Consider the following 16798-nt stretch of genomic DNA (forward strand, 5'->3'; position numbering starts at 1 on the left):
ACAGGTAAGCGTCTAAAACGCTCCTGTCAGGTTGTGAGATAAATCGTTACCGTTAGTGATAATCAAATATTTTTGGACTAAAAACCGATGCTGGCTGCTACAAAAATCACTATTGCAGCAATTTATGACTTTTGTTCGACAGTCCTGCAAGTGACGTGGATCTTGACCTCACGGCACCCAGCCCCACGCACGCCGATCAAGGATAGACCATGAGCCTACCTTCGCTGGCCGATTTGCCGGCCATCCTGCTGCCTTTAGTCACTCGGGCACAGCAGTCGTTTCGTACATCTATAGCAACGCTGCCCGAAGGCAGTGCCGAGTCTTTTAACGCCTGGCCGGAGTCGCGTCGCGAAGCGTTCGACCGGGTTTGCGCGGCGAGTGATTTTGTTGCCGAGCAAATCTGTCGCGACCCGCAGATGCTGCTGGACCTGGCTGACTCCGGCGAACTGGAGCGTAGCTTTGTTCCTGGCGAACTGCGCGAGCAGATTGCCGGAGCACTGACCGAAGCCGTTGGCGAAGATGAGCTGGGGCGTAATCTACGTCGCCAACGCACGCGTCATCAAGTGCGGATTATCTGGCGTGATTTGACCCGCCAGGCCGATCTGGTGGAAACCTGTCGCGACCTTTCCGAGATGGCAGACGCCAGCATTGATCTGGCCTGTCGCTGGTTGTACACGCGTCATTGCGAACAATTCGGCACGCCCACCGGGCGGCGCAGCGGCGAAGTCCAGCAGATGGTCATTCTCGGCATGGGCAAGCTGGGCGCGGTGGAGCTGAACCTGTCGTCGGACATCGATCTGATCTTCGCCTACCCCGAAGGCGGCGAAACCGTCGGCGTGAAACGGCCGCTGGATAATCAGGAATTCTTCATTCGCCTGGGTCAGCGTTTGATCAAGGCGCTGGACCCGATCACCGTCGACGGTTTTGTGTTTCGCGTGGACATGCGCCTGCGGCCTTACGGTTCATCCGGGGCGCTGGTGCTCAGCTTCAATGCGCTGGAGCAGTATTACCAGGACCAGGGTCGCGACTGGGAACGCTACGCCATGATCAAGGCGCGGGTGGTGGGCGGCGATCAGGTTGCGGGCCAGCAATTGCTCGACCTGCTGCGGCCGTTCGTCTATCGGCGCTATCTGGATTTTTCCGCCATCGAAGCGCTGCGCACCATGAAGCAGCTGATCCAGCAGGAAGTGCGCCGCAAAGGCATGGCCGAGAACATCAAGCTCGGCGCGGGCGGCATTCGCGAAGTGGAATTCATCGCCCAGGCTTTTCAGCTGATCCACGGCGGGCGCGACCTGAGCCTGCAACAGCGGCCGCTGCTCAAAGTGCTGAAAACCCTTGAAGGCCAAGGTTATCTGCCTGCGGCGGTGACCGACGAGCTGCGCGAGGGTTATGAATTCCTGCGTTACACCGAACATGCGATTCAGGCGATTGCCGACCGGCAGACGCAGATGCTCCCCGATGCCGAGCAGGACAAGGCGCGTATCGCATTCATGCTCGGTTTTGCCGACTGGCAGAGTTTCCACGCGCAGCTTATGTATTGGCGCGGCCGGGTGTCGTGGCACTTCCGGCAAGTCATCGCTGATCCGGACTCCGATCCTGACGATGAGCAAGAGGACGAAGGTGAAGTGGTTGTCGGCGGGGAATGGTTGCCGCTGTGGGAGGAATCCCAGGATGAAGACGCCGCTTGCCGTCAGTTATTGGCCGGCGGTTTCGTCGATGCCGGCAAAGCGCTGAAGCATCTGGCCGACCTGCGCAACAGCTCGCAGCTGCGGTCCATGCAGCGCCTGGGTCGTGAACGGCTCGATGCGTTCATTCCCCGATTGCTGGCCCAGGCAGTGGAACACGAGAATCCGGATCTGGTGCTGGAACGTGTGCTGCCATTGGTCGAAGCCGTTGCGCGGCGTTCTGCTTATCTGGTGCTGCTCACGGAAAATCCTGACGCGCTGCGTCGGCTGTTGACGCTGTGCGCGGCCAGCCCGTGGATTGCCGAGCAAATCGCCCGCTTTCCGCTGTTGCTCGACGAACTGCTCAACGAAGGCCGGCTGTTCAGCCCGCCGCTGGCGCCGGAGTTGGCGGCCGAGTTGCGCGAGCGCCTGACGCGCATTCCCGAGGATGATCTCGAACAGCAAATGGAAGCGCTGCGCCATTTCAAGCTGGCGCATCGCTTGCGGGTCGCCGCGTCGGAAATCAGCGGCAGCTTGCCGTTGATGAAAGTCAGCGATTACCTGACCTGGCTGGCCGAGGCGATTCTTGAACAAGTGCTGGCCCTGGCCTGGCGGCACACGGTTGCCCGTCATGGCACGCCTTCGCGTCCGGATGGCAGCCTGTGCGATCCCGGCTTTGTCATTGTCGGTTACGGCAAGGTCGGTGGAATCGAGCTGGGTCATGGCTCGGACCTGGACCTGGTGTTCATTCACGACGGTGATCCACAGGCCGAAACCGATGGCGCGAAACCCATCGACAGCGCGCAGTTCTTTACGCGTCTGGGCCAGCGGATCATTCATTTGCTGACCACCCAGACCAACTCGGGCCAGCTTTACGAAGTCGACATGCGCCTGCGACCGTCCGGCGCGTCGGGCCTTCTGGTCAGTTCGTTGGGCGCGTTTGCCCGCTATCAGGAAAACGAGGCCTGGACCTGGGAACATCAGGCGCTGGTGCGCGCGCGGGTGTTGGTCGGCAGCCGTGAAGTCGGGCAAGCCTTCGAAAGTGTCCGCGCCTCGGTGCTCGGTCGCGAGCGCGACTTGCCCAAGCTGCGCCAGGAGGTCAGCGAGATGCGCGCCAAGATGCGCGGCACGCTCGGCACGCGGATCAGCACAGCCGGAACCGGCGCCAATGCCTTTTCGGCGGCAGTGCCGTTTGACCTCAAGCAGGACGCCGGAGGTATCGTCGATATCGAATTTATGGTGCAATACGCGGCCTTGGCGTGGTCCCGGGAACATCCGGCACTGCTGCGTTACACCGATAACATCAGGATTCTGGAAGGGCTTGAAGAGGCCGGGCTGCTGCCCGCCACCGATGCCAACCTGTTGCGTGAGGCGTATAAAGTCTACCGCTCGGCCGCTCATCGCCAGGCGTTGCAGAATGAAGCCGGCGTGGTCCGGGGTGATCAGTTCGAGCCTGAACGGCGTGAAGTGATGCGGATCTGGGGTGAGTTGGGGTTGGGTTAAGCCCGAATCTGTTGGAGCGAGGCTTGCCCGCGAATCGACCGTAGGAGCGCCCGTAGGAGCGACTTTAGTCGCGAGAGCCTCAATTGCCTCCCGGCTAAAGCCGGTCCTGCAGCAAGCCTCGCTCCAACTATATAAAGCTAAGACAGGGAGGCGTCAGGTTGTGTGGGAATGTCACGCAGTCTGACCGGCCTCCCTGGTCGTTTTTGGAAGAAGCATGAGAATTCTGATCGTTGGGCCTAGCTGGGTCGGTGACATGGTGATGGCGCAAACGCTGTTCCAGTGCCTGAAACAGCGTTATCCCGAATGCGAAATCGACGTGTTGGCGCCTGAGTGGAGTCGGCCGATTCTTGAGCGCATGCCAGAAGTGCGCGCGGCGCTGAGCTTTCCACTGGGCCACGGCGCGCTTGAACTGGGCACGCGGCGCAGCATCGGTCGGTCCCTGAAGGGCCAATACGATCAGGCAATCCTGCTGCCCAACTCGCTCAAGTCGGCATTGGTGCCGTTTTTTGCCGGCATCCCGAAGCGTACCGGCTGGCGTGGCGAGTTCCGCTACGTGCTGCTCAACGACGTGCGCCCCCTCGATAAAGAACGTTATCCGTTGATGATCGAGCGCTTCATGGCCCTGGCGTACGAGCCGGGCGCGGACTTGCCGCTGACGTATCCGAGGCCGAGCCTGCGTATCGATCTCGCCACCCGCGACGCGGCCTTGAGCAAGTTCGGTCTGACTCTGGATCGCCCTGTGTTGGCCTTGTGCCCCGGCGCCGAGTTTGGCGAGTCCAAGCGCTGGCCTGCCGAGCATTACGCACAAGTCGCCGAAGCCAAGATTCGTGAAGGCTGGCAGGTCTGGCTGTTCGGTTCGAAAAAAGATCATCCGGTGGGCGAAAGCATTCTGGAGCGCCTGATTCCTGGCCTGCGCGAAGAAGCCGTCAACCTGAGCGGCGACACTTCCCTGGCCGAAGCCATCGATTTACTGTCCTGCGCCGATGCCGTGGTGTCCAACGATTCCGGCCTGATGCACGTGGCTGCGGCGTTGAACCGCCCGCTGGTCGCGGTCTACGGCTCCACATCGCCAGCTTTCACGCCGCCGCTGGCCGATGAAGTGGAAATCGTGCGTCTGGGCATCGAATGCAGCCCGTGTTTTGACCGCACCTGCCGTTTCGGTCACTACAATTGCCTGCGCCTGCTGGAGCCTGAGTCCGTAATCAATGCGCTCTCGCACATGGGCGGCACGCCGGTGGAGGTTGTCTGATTTGCGGGTCTTGCTGATCAAAACTTCGTCCCTTGGGGATGTGATTCACTGCTTGCCGGCGATCACCGACGCGGCGCGGGCGCTGCCCGGCATTCAGTTCGACTGGGTGGTCGAGGAAGGTTTCGCGGAAATTCCGACCTGGCATCCGGCGGTGGGCGAGGTCATCCCGGTGGCGATTCGCCGCTGGCGCAAGAACCTTTGGCAGACGTTCAAAAGCGGCGAATGGCGACGATTCAAACAGCGTGTGCGCGACACCCGTTATGACCTGGTGATCGACGCCCAAGGCCTGTTGAAAAGCGCTTGGCTGACCCGTTATGTGAACGCGCCAGTGGCCGGGCTGGACAAAAATTCTGCACGCGAGCCGCTGAGCAGCCGCTTTTATGATCGGGCCTATTCTGTGGCGCGCGGCCAGCACGCAGTGGAACGCTTGCGGCAGTTGTTCGCTCAGGCGCTGGGCTATCAAGTGCCTGCCGGTTTGGGCGATTACGGGCTGGATCGCGAACGATTGCTGGACGCGGATTCGAATCAGGCACCGTTCGTGCTGTTCCTGCACGGCACGACCTGGGCCACCAAACACTGGCCGGAGCTGTACTGGCGGCAACTGGCCGAGCGCATGCTCGAGCGCGGCCTGCAAGTGCGTCTGCCGTGGGGCAATCCAGCGGAAAAAGCCCGGGCCGAACGTATCGCCCAAGGGCTGGCTCACGCGGTGGTCCTGCCCAAACTTAATCTGGCTGGCGTCGCCAAAGTGCTGGCCAGTGCTCAGGCGTGCGTCGCCGTCGATACCGGCATCGGGCATCTGGCCGCTGCGCTGGATGTGCCGACCTTGTCGCTGTTCGGCCCGACCAACCCCGGCCTGACCGGCGCCTACGGCAAGTCGCAAGTGCATCTGGCTGCTGATTACCCAGGCTGCGCGCCTTGCCTGCAAAAGAAATGCACCTATCAACCGACGGATGAAGACCGCCGTCAGTTGGATCTGAAACGCGAGTGGCCAGTGTGCTTCACTCGCTTGAATCCCGAGCGAGTAGCGAGCCAATTGGGCGCGCTGTTGCTGGCAAAGGAACCCGTCTGATGCAACTGGCTTTCGTACTCTACAAATACTTCCCGTTCGGCGGGCTGCAACGCGACTTCATGCGCATCGCCCTGGAATGTCAGCAGCGCGGGCATCAGATTCGCGTTTACACCCTGATCTGGGAAGGCGAAGTGCCGCCGGGTTTCGAAGTGCTGGTTGCGCCGGTCAAGGCGTTCTTCAACCATCGCCGCAATGAAAAGCTCAGCGCCTGGATGGCTGCGGACCTGGCCAAGCGACCCGTGGATCGCCTGATCGGCTTCAACAAGATGCCGGGCCTGGACGTGTATTACGCCGCTGACGGCTGTTTCGAGGACAAGGCGCAAAACCTGCGTCACTCGCTGTATCGCCAATGGGGCCGCTATCGCCACTTCGCCGAGTACGAGCGCGCGGTGTTCGCCAAAGACGCGAAAACCCAGGTGCTGATGATTTCCGAAGTGCAGCAGCCGCTGTTCATCAAGTACTACGACACGCCGTTGTCGCGCTTTCATCTGCTGCCGCCGGGTATTGCTCAGGATCGTCGCGCACCGCCGGAAGCGCCGCAGATTCGTGCTGAGTTCCGCAAGGAGTTCGGCCTGGCCGACGACGATTTGCTGCTGGTGCAGATCGGCTCCGGGTTCAAGACCAAGGGCGTGGATCGCAGCCTCAAGGCGCTGGCCGCATTGCCCGCCGAGCTGAAAAAACGCACCCGGCTGTTTGTAATCGGCCAGGACGACCCCAAAGTATTCCAGCTGCAAAGCGCCACTCTGGGCTTGGGCGATCACGTGACCTTCATGAAAGGCCGCAGCGATATCCCGCGTTTCCTGATGGGGGCCGACGTGCTGATTCACCCGGCCTACAACGAAAACACCGGCACCGTTCTGCTTGAAGCGCTGGTTGCCGGCTTGCCGGTGCTGGTCAGCGCGGTATGCGGTTACGCCCACTACATTGCCGAAGCCGACAGCGGGCTGGTGCTGGACGAGCCGTTCGATCAGGCTCAGCTCAATAAGTACCTGAAAACGATGCTTGCCGACGACGCCACGCGTGCAGCGTGGAGCAAGAACGGTCTGGCTTTCGCCGATTCAGCAGACCTGTACAGCATGCCGCAGCACGCGGCCGATGTGATTCTGGCGGAGCACTACCCATGAAGTTGTTCCTTGCTGAACCGTTCAAGACGCTTTGGGCCGGACGCGATGCGTTCGCCGAAGTCGAGCGTCTGGACGGTCAGGTGTATCGCGAACTTGAAGGTCGGCGCACCTTGCGCACCGAAGTCGAAGGGCGCGGGTATTTCGTCAAGATTCATCGCGGCATCGGCTGGGGCGAAGTCGCCAAGAATCTTATTACTGCCAAATTGCCGGTGCTGGGCGCGGGCAAGGAATGGCAAGCCATCGCGCGCCTGAAAGAAGTCGGCGTGCCGACCATGACCGCCGTGGCTTACGGCGAGCGCGGCAGCAATCCGGCAGCGCAGCATTCGTTTATCGTCACTGAAGAGCTGGCGCCCACCGAAAGCCTGGAAGACGTCAGCATCAATTGGCGCAACGAGCCGCCGGAGCCGCGTCTGAAACGCGCATTCATCGCCGAAGTCGCGCGCATGGTCGGCATGATGCACCGCGCCGGGGTCAACCATCGCGACTGTTATATCTGCCACTTCCTGTTGCACACCGACACGCCCGTGACCGCTGACGATTTCCGCTTGTCGGTGATCGACCTGCATCGCGCCCAGACGCGCCGGGTGATTACCCCGCGCTGGCGCAACAAGGATCTGGCCGCCCTGTATTTTTCGGCACTGGACATTGGCCTGACCCGACGCGACAAACTGCGTTTCCTCAAAGGCTATTTCCAGCAGCCGCTGCGCCAGATTCTCGCCGAGGAAGCCAGGCTGCTGAGCTGGCTGGAAATGAAAGCCGACAAGCTGTATCAGCGCAAAGTGCGTTACGGGGATGCGCTCTGATGGCGGGTTGGAACCTGGAATCGGCTTACGCCTTTCTCGCCGAGGACTTCGGCAGTCTGGACGCCGTGTTCGCCTTGCAAGGCGAGCGCCTGACTCGCGACCCATTGTCCGAAGTGATCCGCGTGCAGCGCGATGGTGTGAATTACTACGTCAAACGCTACGTCGGCGCGGGCAAAGGCTTGCGTCGCTATCTGGGCCGACCTCGGGTCAAGTCCGAGTGGCAAAACCTCAAGCGCTTCGCCAAATGGGGCATTCCCACGGCGGACGTCATCGCCTGGGGGCTGGAGCGCAAGGGCGCGTCCTATGATCGTGGCGCATTGATCACCCGCGAACTGCCCAACACCGAAGACTTGTCAGCGCTGGCGCTGCGGAACGATCCGTTGCTGGCGGATCGCCGGTGGGTCGATGGTGTCAGCCGCCAACTGGCGCGTTACACCCGCGCGATGCACGACCAGCACTTCACCCATAACGATTTGAAGTGGCGCAATTTGCTGGTGGACGATCAGGCCAAACTCTTTTTGATCGACTGCCCCAACGGCGCTTTCTGGTGGAGCTTCATGCTGCGCTACCGGATCACCAAGGATCTGGCGTGCCTGGACAAAGTGGCGAAATATCATCTGTCGGCCACCCAACGCCTGCGCTTCTATTTGCAGTATCGGCAGCGAGCGCGGCTCAACGCTTCCGACAAGAAACGTATCCGCCATATCGTCAGCTTTTTTGAGGGACGCGAATGACCGATTTCATTGCACAAAGCGACCGGCCTTTGCTGGAACGCCACGGCCTGGCTGATTTCCAGTCGCTGTGGGAAGTCCAGCTGGATGCCGTCGATGAGCCCAACACTGGACGCGGCGGCTGGAGCAGCGTGTTTCGTCTGGAGCTGGAAGGCTCGGGCTTCTATCTGAAGCGCCAGAGCAATTACCTGATGCACACCTGGCATCACCCGTTTGGCGAGCCGTCGTTCTCCCGGGAATTCCGCAATATCAGCCGCTACGAAAAGCTCGGTATTCCGGCACTGCACGCGGTGTTTTACGGCGAAGTCAAAATCGGTCCCGAGCGTCGGGCGATCCTGTTGACCCGTGCGCTGGACAGCTGGACCGATCTGGATACCTTGTTGCAGCAATGGCCGGAACTGACCACGCGCCAGCAATCGGCGATCCTGCAAGCCTGCGGCCAGCTGGCGCGCACGGTCCACAGCGCGGGGCAGGTGCATGGCTGTTTTTATCCCAAGCATATTTTCCTCAAGGCCAAGGCCGATGCTTACCTGGCGCAGCTGATCGACCTGGAGAAAACCCGGCCGCTGCTGTTCGGCAAGCGGGATCGGGTCAAGGATCTGGAGCCGTTGCTGCGTCGCGCGCCGATGTGGAGCGAAGCCCATGTTCGCGAACTGCTGGCGGCGTATCTGCAATCAGGTGTCGACAGTCCGGTCGTCGAGCAATGGTGTGTTCGCCTGGGCAAGCGCGGCAGCCACAAGCGCGGTCTGCACCGCAATGATCAGAAAGAGATCCGCTGATGCGTTTGTCTGAACTCAAGGCGGCGGGACGTACGCCCGCAACGCCAATGAATCTGGCACTGGCCGACGCCGCAGGCCCGGCCGAACTGCAACTGTTGAGCTTTTTGCGCGTTCTGCCGGGGCAACGTTATGTCGGTGCTGGCGTGTGGCGCGGGCGTCCGGTGCTGGCCAAGTTGCTGGTGGGGTCCAAGGCTGCGCGGCATTTTCAACGCGAACTGGCCGGTGTCCGGCTGCTGGCGCAACAAGGTCTGACGACGCCGCTGCTGTTGGCCGACGGTCTGCAGGAAGGCGAGGGCGGCTGGCTGTTGTTCGAGCTGCTGGAACACGCGCAAAGCCTGGGCGATGCCTGGGCCGAAGTGGAAAATCAGACGCCGCTGAGCGATGACCAGCAAACCGTATTGGCCGAAGCACTGACCGCTATCGCGCAGTTACATGCCAAAGGCCTGTGGCAGGAAGACCTGCATCTGGACAACCTGCTGCGCCACGACGGCAAGTTGTACTTGATCGATGGCGCGGGGATTCGCGCCGAAGAAGCTGGCAAGCCGTTGTCCCGGCAAAAGGTGCTGGAAAACCTCGGCGTGTTCTTCGCGCAGTTGCCCAAGGCTTTTGAGCCATTCATCGAAGAATTGTCAGTGCATTATTTGCTCAGCAATGGTGAGCATGGCTTGCCCATGGAAGCCTTGCAGAAGCAGATCGACAAGGTGCGCAGCTGGCGCCTGAAGGATTTTCTCGACAAGACCGGACGTGATTGCAGCCTGTTCAGCGTGGTTGACGGCGCTTCCGAACTGCGCGCGATTCGTCGCGAAGAAGAAGCGGCGATGTTGCCCGTTTTGGCTGAGGCCGATGCGCTGCTGGAGCAAGGCCATTTGTACAAGACCGGCGGCGCGGCGAGTGTCGGCAAAGTCGAGGTCAATGGCCGCGCGCTGGTCATCAAGCGCTACAACATCAAGGACTTTGCCCACTGGCTGAAACGCTTCTGGCGGCCGAGTCGGGCATGGCATTCCTGGCGCGAAGGCAATCGGCTGATGTTCCTCGGCATCGCCACGCCCAAACCGCTGGCGGTGCAGGAACAACGTTTCCTTGGCTTGCGGCGCAAGGCTTATCTGGTGACCGAGTTTCTGCCGGGGCCGGACATCATCGAACGATTTGCGCCTTATGTTGACTCAGGTGCAGCGCCGGAAGCGGAACTGGTGGCGCTGGATAACCTGTTCGCGCAACTGGTTGGCGAGCGCATCAGTCACGGCGATTTGAAAGGGCATAACGTGTTCTGGGATCGGGATCGCTGGGCGTTGATCGACCTGGATGCCATGTGCCAGCACAACTCGGCAGCGTCGTTCGCCAGCGCCTTCGCCCGCGACCGCGCACGCTTCATGCGCAACTGGCCAGCGCAAAGCGCGCTGCACCAGTTGCTGGAGCAGCGCTTGCCGAAGATCGCATAACGCTTGTAGGCCAGCAAACAGGATCAGTAGGACCGGCTTTAGCCGGGAGGAGGCAAGTACATCCGCAGCAGTTGCGTCGTCAGACCTTGCGCCCTCCCGGCTAAAGCCGGTCCTACAGCAAGTCTCCTACAGTGGTCCGCTCGCGAATATCAAGCCATCCGCGTCAGGTTCATTTCCTCCAGTGCTCCGACCAGCGCGTCCATGTCGTCGAAGGGTTGGGCGTGTACCGCGCGCCAGGTCGGGCGTTCCACGTAGATCTTGCCTTCAGCGTTCACCTGCACCGGGGTTTGCAGAATTGTGCTGTCTCTGGAGCGGTGAACAATCGTCAATTGCCCGTCCTGGCCCGCTTCAATGGCGAACATGCCGGGTCGTGGCAGGCGTTGTTCGATGGGCAGCGGCTTCGGCATTTGCAGCTTTTCCAACATGAGCGCGGTGTCCAGTTCCACCCGGTAATCGCCCTTGAGAAAACTTGATTGGTTGCTGAGCTGATCACTCACCGTAGCACCCGGATCAAAGGCTGGCGGCCTGGCCAGCCCCGGCCTGACATCGGTCACCCGCAGCCCGATGCCGCCCTCCAGTTCAGCAAGGCCCGGGACTATCTTTTCGAACGTATTGGAATGCGTGTTGCCAACCAGCGCGATCCACCTATGTGTGCCCATGACTTCCTGATGCTTGCGAATCGTTCGGGATGCAAAGTAGCTGAACATTTGATGACGCGTGGTAAGAGCCTCGTTGTCGATACCTTTGACGTGGTAGCTCGCCGCGCAGTCCAGGGCACGCACTTCGATACCGTTTTCGCGAGCCTTGATCACCAGGTTTTCGAAGGTGTAGAGCTTGCGCGGATCTGTTTTATGGCCGCTGTCCAAGCGCTTCAGGTCGTGCAGCAATGTCTTGGTGATTTCCCCGGTCTCGAAAAAACGATCCAGATCGGCCTGATGCAGGTCGGTGAGCAGATGCTCCATGTACAGCGTTCTGACATTTTGCCGCGCGAGCAGTGGCAGGTTGTCGAGGATCAGTTTCTTGCTGGCAATCGAGGCGTGCGACTCGCCCACTATCACGCTGTCGGCGGTTGCGTAGAGACGGGTCAGAAAGTCTGCCACGCTGGTGTCAGCCGCTATCACAGGTAAGTCGGGTCGTGGCGGCAGATCTGCGGAAACGATAGCGCGTGCATCTTTTTGCAGCGTGCTGCGCAGCCTGAAGAACTCTTCCTGTAATGCCCGCTGTTCAGGATCGCCAAGGAAGTATTGGGCGTCGAGCCCGCGCCGCTCAAAGGTCGCCAGTCGGTGCACGTTGCTGCGCTGCGCCACGGGCACTTCGTAGACAGGATCGCCGAGCGACAGCGCGATGGCGGTTGGTGAGTATTCCCGGGCCCAGGCGTGCGGTTCAACCCGCTGCCAGCCGCTGGCAGCGTCCCAGCGAAAGCCGTGCTCGCCGGCGTAGCGGTCGCTGCCCGGTTTGCGGGTGGTCGAGGTTTTCCAGGTGGAGGGGTCCATGTGCAGCTCCACCGGGGCCTCGCCGGTGAGATACAGGTAGAGATTGTCATCCATGCTTTGGGTATGGCTTGCCGCGAACACCTGCGCCGGAGCCGGTTCGATAATGACCGGGTTGGCGACCTGCATTCGGAAGTCAGCCTTGGCAACCGGGTCGCCGGGAATGTAGCCGGCGACATCGGAAGTAATCCGCGTCGAGGTTCCCAGCGGCGCATCCTCGATCCGTATGCTGATAACGCCTTGCAGCTCGGCGATGCCGGGCAGGTTGTTGTAGGTGGTAGCGAGCTTCTGGTCGAGCAGTGCCACCCAGCGGCGGGACGGGTGCGCCGCGACGTCGCCGCTGATGAGTTTGTGCCCGAAAAAATTGCTCATTTTCTGCGCGGCTGCGAGATCGCCGACGGCCGTCGACACGGCGTGCTCGCTATAGGGGTAGCTGACCGATGAGCTGAACGGGCGAACCTCTATGTTGTAGCGATGGGCGGCTTTGACCAGATGGTAGTAATCGTATTCGGCGACGTCGGTAACCAATTCGCCGTCATTGAGATAGCGCAGGTGATGTTTGATGTTGTGAGAACCTGCACGGGAGTGCCGTGTGAGTTTGCGATATTTGGCCAGTTTTTCCATATGTTGATCGGTGAACAGGTGCTCGATGTACAGCACCTCGACCCGCTGCTCGGCCAGCAGCGGCATATTGAGGATGAGCAGGCGCTTGCTGGCCACCGACTTCGGCGCTTCGCCCAATACCAGGCCATGAGTGTTGGCGTAGACGTTTTGCAACAGGGTTTCCACGCTGGTCGAAGCATCCAGCGTCGGCAATGCGGGGCGTGGCGGAAGTGTCGGCTGCTCGAAGAAAGCCTTGGCGTCGCGATAGAGATTCTGGCGCAACGTGAGGTAAGTGCTGCGCATCTCGGCGAAATGGTGGGTGAAATAGCCTTCAAGGCCCAGCCCGGTAGGGTCGATCATCTTGTCACTGACGATGTCTTGCAGGTGGATGCGCATGTGTTCAGGCAGCTCATAGTCGCCCATTGCAGGCAAAACAGCTGCTTCCTCATCCAAGAGCGTGAAGCCTGCCAAGCCGTCGACACCGCCACCGCGCAGGTGTGTGCGTTCGATCAGTTGCCACTTGCCGTGCGGGTCAAGCGTCACCGGACGTTTGCCGAAGAACGCAAAGGGATTGGCCGGATCAATGATGTTCCAGACCCTCATCCGGGCATCGAATTGCACTTGATAGGTGGAGCCGTTCAGGTCGATGTAGTGTTGGCCGTTCACCTGGCTCACGCCCGTTGCATGACCGCTGGCGCTGGGTTGCACGTCGTGCAGGGAGACGTCGACGATCAGTTCGCGCTTGAGCCCGTTGTGCGGGCCTGCTGTCGTGGCGTCGAACTCGTGCGCCAGTGGTTGCCAGGTACCGGCGGCGCTCTGGCCGACGAACTGGCCGGTCACTTGCGGTTCATCGGATAAATGGGTGCTTCGGAAGACCGGCGCGTGACCGTTGGCGTTGGCGCGGCCGATCCAGAGTGTTTCGTTGTCCACGCGCATCGGGAACAGATCGGAATACTTGGGCAGATCGGCCGTGTGCTCGACAGGCTTGAGCACCGATTGGCGTCCTGTCTGATAGTTGAGCCGTCGTAACACGCCGCCAAAACCCTTCAGACCGACGCTTGCATCGCCTGCGGCGCCAAGACTGTTGAGCATCGAGGTCAGGATGTAGACGCTGGCGGTTTCGCTGTCGCCTTCGCTCAACGCCTGAAAAGCGCGCACCGTGTCGTGCACGGCCAGCAATGCGCCGACGGCAAAACTCGCCGGCGGGAACGGCAGGGTGACCACCGTGGCGATCACTTCGACTGTGCTCCAGGTCAGGCGAGCGATCATCTCGTTGCGTCCGGTCGTGGTCTCTGCAACGTCACGCAGCCGGCGCATGAGCGGTCGGTTGAAACACACATCAGCGAAGTCTGCGATGGATTCCTTGGGGATGAAGGGCGACTTGCTGGCGTTCCCCTCACGCATGTCGTGGAGGAAGAACGAGAGGTTCTTGCGCGCCTTGATGCGACAGCGATCCTTGTAGTAATCGATCATGCCCGAAGTCTTCAGCGACTCGGTGAAGTCGCCGAACGGACGGAACTCGATGCCGTCGGGTGCTTGCGGCGTGTACAGCAGGGCGGGTTGTCTGACGGTGGTCGGCAGGATCACCAGGCAACCCTGCACGGTCTCCACATGGGTCAGCTGCGTGCTGGGAATGACCAGTTGATCCACGCCCGGCAGGCCGGAGGCGATGAAGGGTTTGTCGACATGGATCTGCAACGGATAAAGCGGATGCTGTTCGCGAGTGCCGACGTCGTTCAGATGAGCGCGATCAAGCGACGCTCGCAGCCATGCGTATTGTTGCCCGTTGATATGCCCTTTCAGGTAGCTGCGCAGCGCCGCCGCTGTCATCTGCAACTGGGTCATCAGTACGCTGGTCTTTCGGCGGTATTCATAGCCTTCGCCGTCAGCGTTGAGCAACGTGCGGTTGATCAGGGCGATGTAGTCGTCGCCCAACCACTTGCCGCGCACCGAACCTGCGACTCTGGCCGGTGACAATGCGCTCAGGTCCACGCCTTCCGGGCCGCTGAATTCGGCCTGGGTGTCGGCACTGGAGTGGATGAAATCGATGCTGTCGTCGTAGCCGTTGAGCAACATGTCCGTGTAAGTGATGGTTTCCCGCTCACTGCTGATCACAATGAGGTCGGGGTCTACTGTGCCAACCGGCTTGTTCAGCAACTGGTTGATTTTCTGGCTGGCCCGTTCATGCACGTAATCCTTGAACGGTTGCACGCGGGTGTGAGGTTTGGCCTCGTAATTGTCTGACGCGCCCGCAACGGCATCTTCCAGCGCCACCAGTTCCTGGCGTTGCGCCGCGCTGGCCTGCACGAACCATTGAGGCGTGTGGCCGGCCTGTTCGGAAAGCGCCACGCGTATATGCTCCTCGGCGAAGAGGCGCAAGGCGGTGTCGAAATTCGGCAGATCAATCAGCTGGAGGAAGTCGGCCGGCAAGGAAGGTCTTAGCCTGAGCGCGGCAAATTGCTGGCGCAACTCCAGGCGCGCGGAAAACTCGACTTGCTTGATCAGGTACTCGCAGAGTTCATCCGAGGCCAGCCAGCCGACCAGTTCATTCAGCAACTGGGTTTCATTTTTGACGGCTATAAAGCGCCGGGAGCGCGGCGCGTCTGCGGCGAACATCAGCAGACGATCAAGCTGCCCACGATCGTTCTCTTTGCGCACAATCAGCAGTTTACCCAGCACACTACGATTGTTCAGTCGGATCTGCTGGACGCGCAGCGTCGGATCGGCAGCGGCTCGGGCCGGGTCCACAACAGTCTCGAGCAGCGCGAAATCTCCTGGCTGGAGATGGCCCTGCATTTTCGCCGCGTACGCCAGTGCGGTGATCTGTCTGCGCGTCAGGCCGCGCATCAATTGCTGGTTGTGCTCTTGTTGATAAGCCGTGCGCTGGAACTCACCGAAGACCATTCGCACATTCAGTTCATCGACCAGTCGGGCAATCCATGCGGGGTTCAGCGCGGAGTACGTTGCGTCCAGCGAGGCACCTTGGAAACTCAGGGCGGTCTGGTTGAGAAAGTGCGATCCGTCCTGGCGATCGCCCGGATGCAGGCCATACAAGGCCAGCTCCAGCAGGCTGCGAGTCACGGTATACGGCTCGCCCGTCAAGGGCAGCGTGCGCCGCGTGCTGACCATGATGGCGCCGGGGTCCAGCTCAAAGCCGAGATCATCAGCCATTCTGGTCCGCAGGTTCGCTTCGGCAAAGCGCTCCGGCGAAGCCGCCGCCCCAAGCGCGCTGAACGTGGCTGCACGAGCCTCATCGTAATGCCGCAGGTGTTCGGCATACGTGTTGAGGTCATCCGGGCTGGCGATCTTGATCCAGTCCGGCAGGCTTTGCCGATAGCGGCTCTCCAGGTAAGCCAGCTCGCGCAATTCCAGCATCGCAGTCGGTCCGAACAGACCGCGCATGTCCATAGCGCCTTGAATCAGCGTGCGACTTTTTTGTGGACCTTCGGAGTGTTCTTTGGCTCAAGCGTAGAGGACATCGTCGCGTTGTTTGTTGAGCAGGCTGTCGAGGGCGTGGGTGAAAGGTTCCTGGGCCAGTGGCTGCAACTGCACGTCGGCGTCGATGAACGGCTCCAGGTGCAGGTCCGGATCCTTGTTGATATCCGCCAGTTGGTCTTGATGACGTTGCCGCAGATTGTTGAATAATGCGTCCTTGAACTGCGGGGCATTGAGCCACTGCACAAGCGTTTCGCGCAACGCGGCCTGGGTAGCAAAGCCCGTTATCCCGAGGCCCGGCAGCATAAGCAAGGTTTGGCCCTGCGCCAGGGAGATGACCAGCGCGCCAGCGACTTCAACTCGCTCGTCATCATCCAGCTGCAAGTGCAGGGAGTAGGTCGTGATTGTGGAGGCTGGCTGGTTTTCCAGGCGGGCAGGCGAGACGGGCAGGCAAGCGGCGAAATCCGTAGCAAGGTCGCGCTCGTGAATCTTGACGCTCACCTCGTCACGCAAGGCGCGTTTCATACCGGTGATGAAATATTCGTAACGACTCTCGCCGGTTTGGCTGGGCGCATCCCAATAGTCATTGATTCGCTGCAGCAGCCGGGAAACTTCCGACGCCCGCTGAGCGGAGTTCGGCGCGGCGATAGCGTTCAATAACGCCTCATCAGGCACAGGCAATGCCTTGAGCTCATGGGTCAGGCTGGCACTCAGCTCGCCAAGCCTTTTCAGCGCGGCCGTGGCCATGGGCAAAGTGACGGTGGGAAATTGCGGAACCGGGGTCAGTGTCTGCATCTGATTTCTGCTTCTCGATAGGCACCTTGAAAGAGCGCCGACATGATTGAGGGCCGTCAGGCCGTTATGGATTGGTTCAATCAATCAGAAGCGGAGGGGGGTTGGGGGGTAGAT

The 16798-nt window shown here is 60.7% G+C and carries 8 protein-coding genes and 1 pseudogene; 8 read left to right on the forward strand and 1 reads right to left on the reverse strand.

Annotated elements, in window-relative coordinates:
* The first annotated feature begins 209 nt into the window (after window positions 1–209).
* The 8 genes from glnE to AABC73_RS02855 all read left to right on the forward strand — a co-directional run bounded on the left by glnE (window position 210) and on the right by AABC73_RS02855 (window position 10361).
* Window positions 210–3167 (forward strand): bifunctional [glutamate--ammonia ligase]-adenylyl-L-tyrosine phosphorylase/[glutamate--ammonia-ligase] adenylyltransferase, encoded by a 2958-nt coding sequence (glnE, locus tag AABC73_RS02820; protein ID WP_341522376.1) that lies wholly within the window; start codon window positions 210–212, stop codon window positions 3165–3167.
* A 214-nt stretch (window positions 3168–3381) separates the two neighbouring features.
* A complete protein-coding gene (gene waaF / locus AABC73_RS02825) occupies window positions 3382–4416 on the forward strand; it encodes a lipopolysaccharide heptosyltransferase II (RefSeq protein WP_341522377.1) in 1035 nt (344 codons plus the stop codon).
* A 1-nt stretch (window position 4417) separates the two neighbouring features.
* Window positions 4418–5485: a lipopolysaccharide heptosyltransferase I gene (gene waaC / locus AABC73_RS02830; protein ID WP_341522378.1), complete on the forward strand. Its 1068-nt coding sequence runs from the start codon at window positions 4418–4420 to the stop codon at window positions 5483–5485.
* Window positions 5485–6609, forward strand: coding sequence for a glycosyltransferase family 4 protein (locus tag AABC73_RS02835; RefSeq protein WP_341522379.1), 1125 nt, complete (start codon window positions 5485–5487; stop codon window positions 6607–6609). The genes waaC and AABC73_RS02835 overlap by 1 nt, the downstream gene beginning before the upstream one ends.
* Window positions 6606–7412, forward strand: a complete 807-nt coding sequence (rfaP, locus tag AABC73_RS02840; RefSeq protein ID WP_341522380.1) for a lipopolysaccharide core heptose(I) kinase RfaP — start codon at window positions 6606–6608, stop codon at window positions 7410–7412. Before AABC73_RS02835 ends, rfaP begins: the two co-directional genes overlap by 4 nt.
* Entirely contained in the window at window positions 7412–8146 is a 735-nt protein-coding gene (locus tag AABC73_RS02845; RefSeq protein ID WP_341522381.1) for a lipopolysaccharide kinase InaA family protein, read from the forward strand. Before rfaP ends, AABC73_RS02845 begins: the two co-directional genes overlap by 1 nt.
* The gene (locus tag AABC73_RS02850) at window positions 8143–8922 is read left to right on the forward strand and encodes a lipopolysaccharide kinase InaA family protein (RefSeq protein WP_341522382.1); all 780 of its coding nucleotides are present in this window, start codon (window positions 8143–8145) and stop codon (window positions 8920–8922) included. Before AABC73_RS02845 ends, AABC73_RS02850 begins: the two co-directional genes overlap by 4 nt.
* Window positions 8922–10361 (forward strand): lipopolysaccharide kinase InaA family protein, encoded by a 1440-nt coding sequence (locus AABC73_RS02855; RefSeq protein WP_341522383.1) that lies wholly within the window; start codon window positions 8922–8924, stop codon window positions 10359–10361. The genes AABC73_RS02850 and AABC73_RS02855 overlap by 1 nt, the downstream gene beginning before the upstream one ends.
* Window positions 10362–10510: 149 nt before the next feature.
* Here the strand turns inward: AABC73_RS02855 and AABC73_RS02860 are convergent.
* Window positions 10511–16684 (reverse strand): annotated as a pseudogene (locus tag AABC73_RS02860) (DUF6543 domain-containing protein).
* Window positions 16685–16798 lie beyond the last annotated feature (114 nt).

Origin of the sequence: Pseudomonas sp. G.S.17, assembly GCF_038096165.1 — a bacterium.
Taxonomy (GTDB): Bacteria; Pseudomonadota; Gammaproteobacteria; order Pseudomonadales; family Pseudomonadaceae; genus Aquipseudomonas.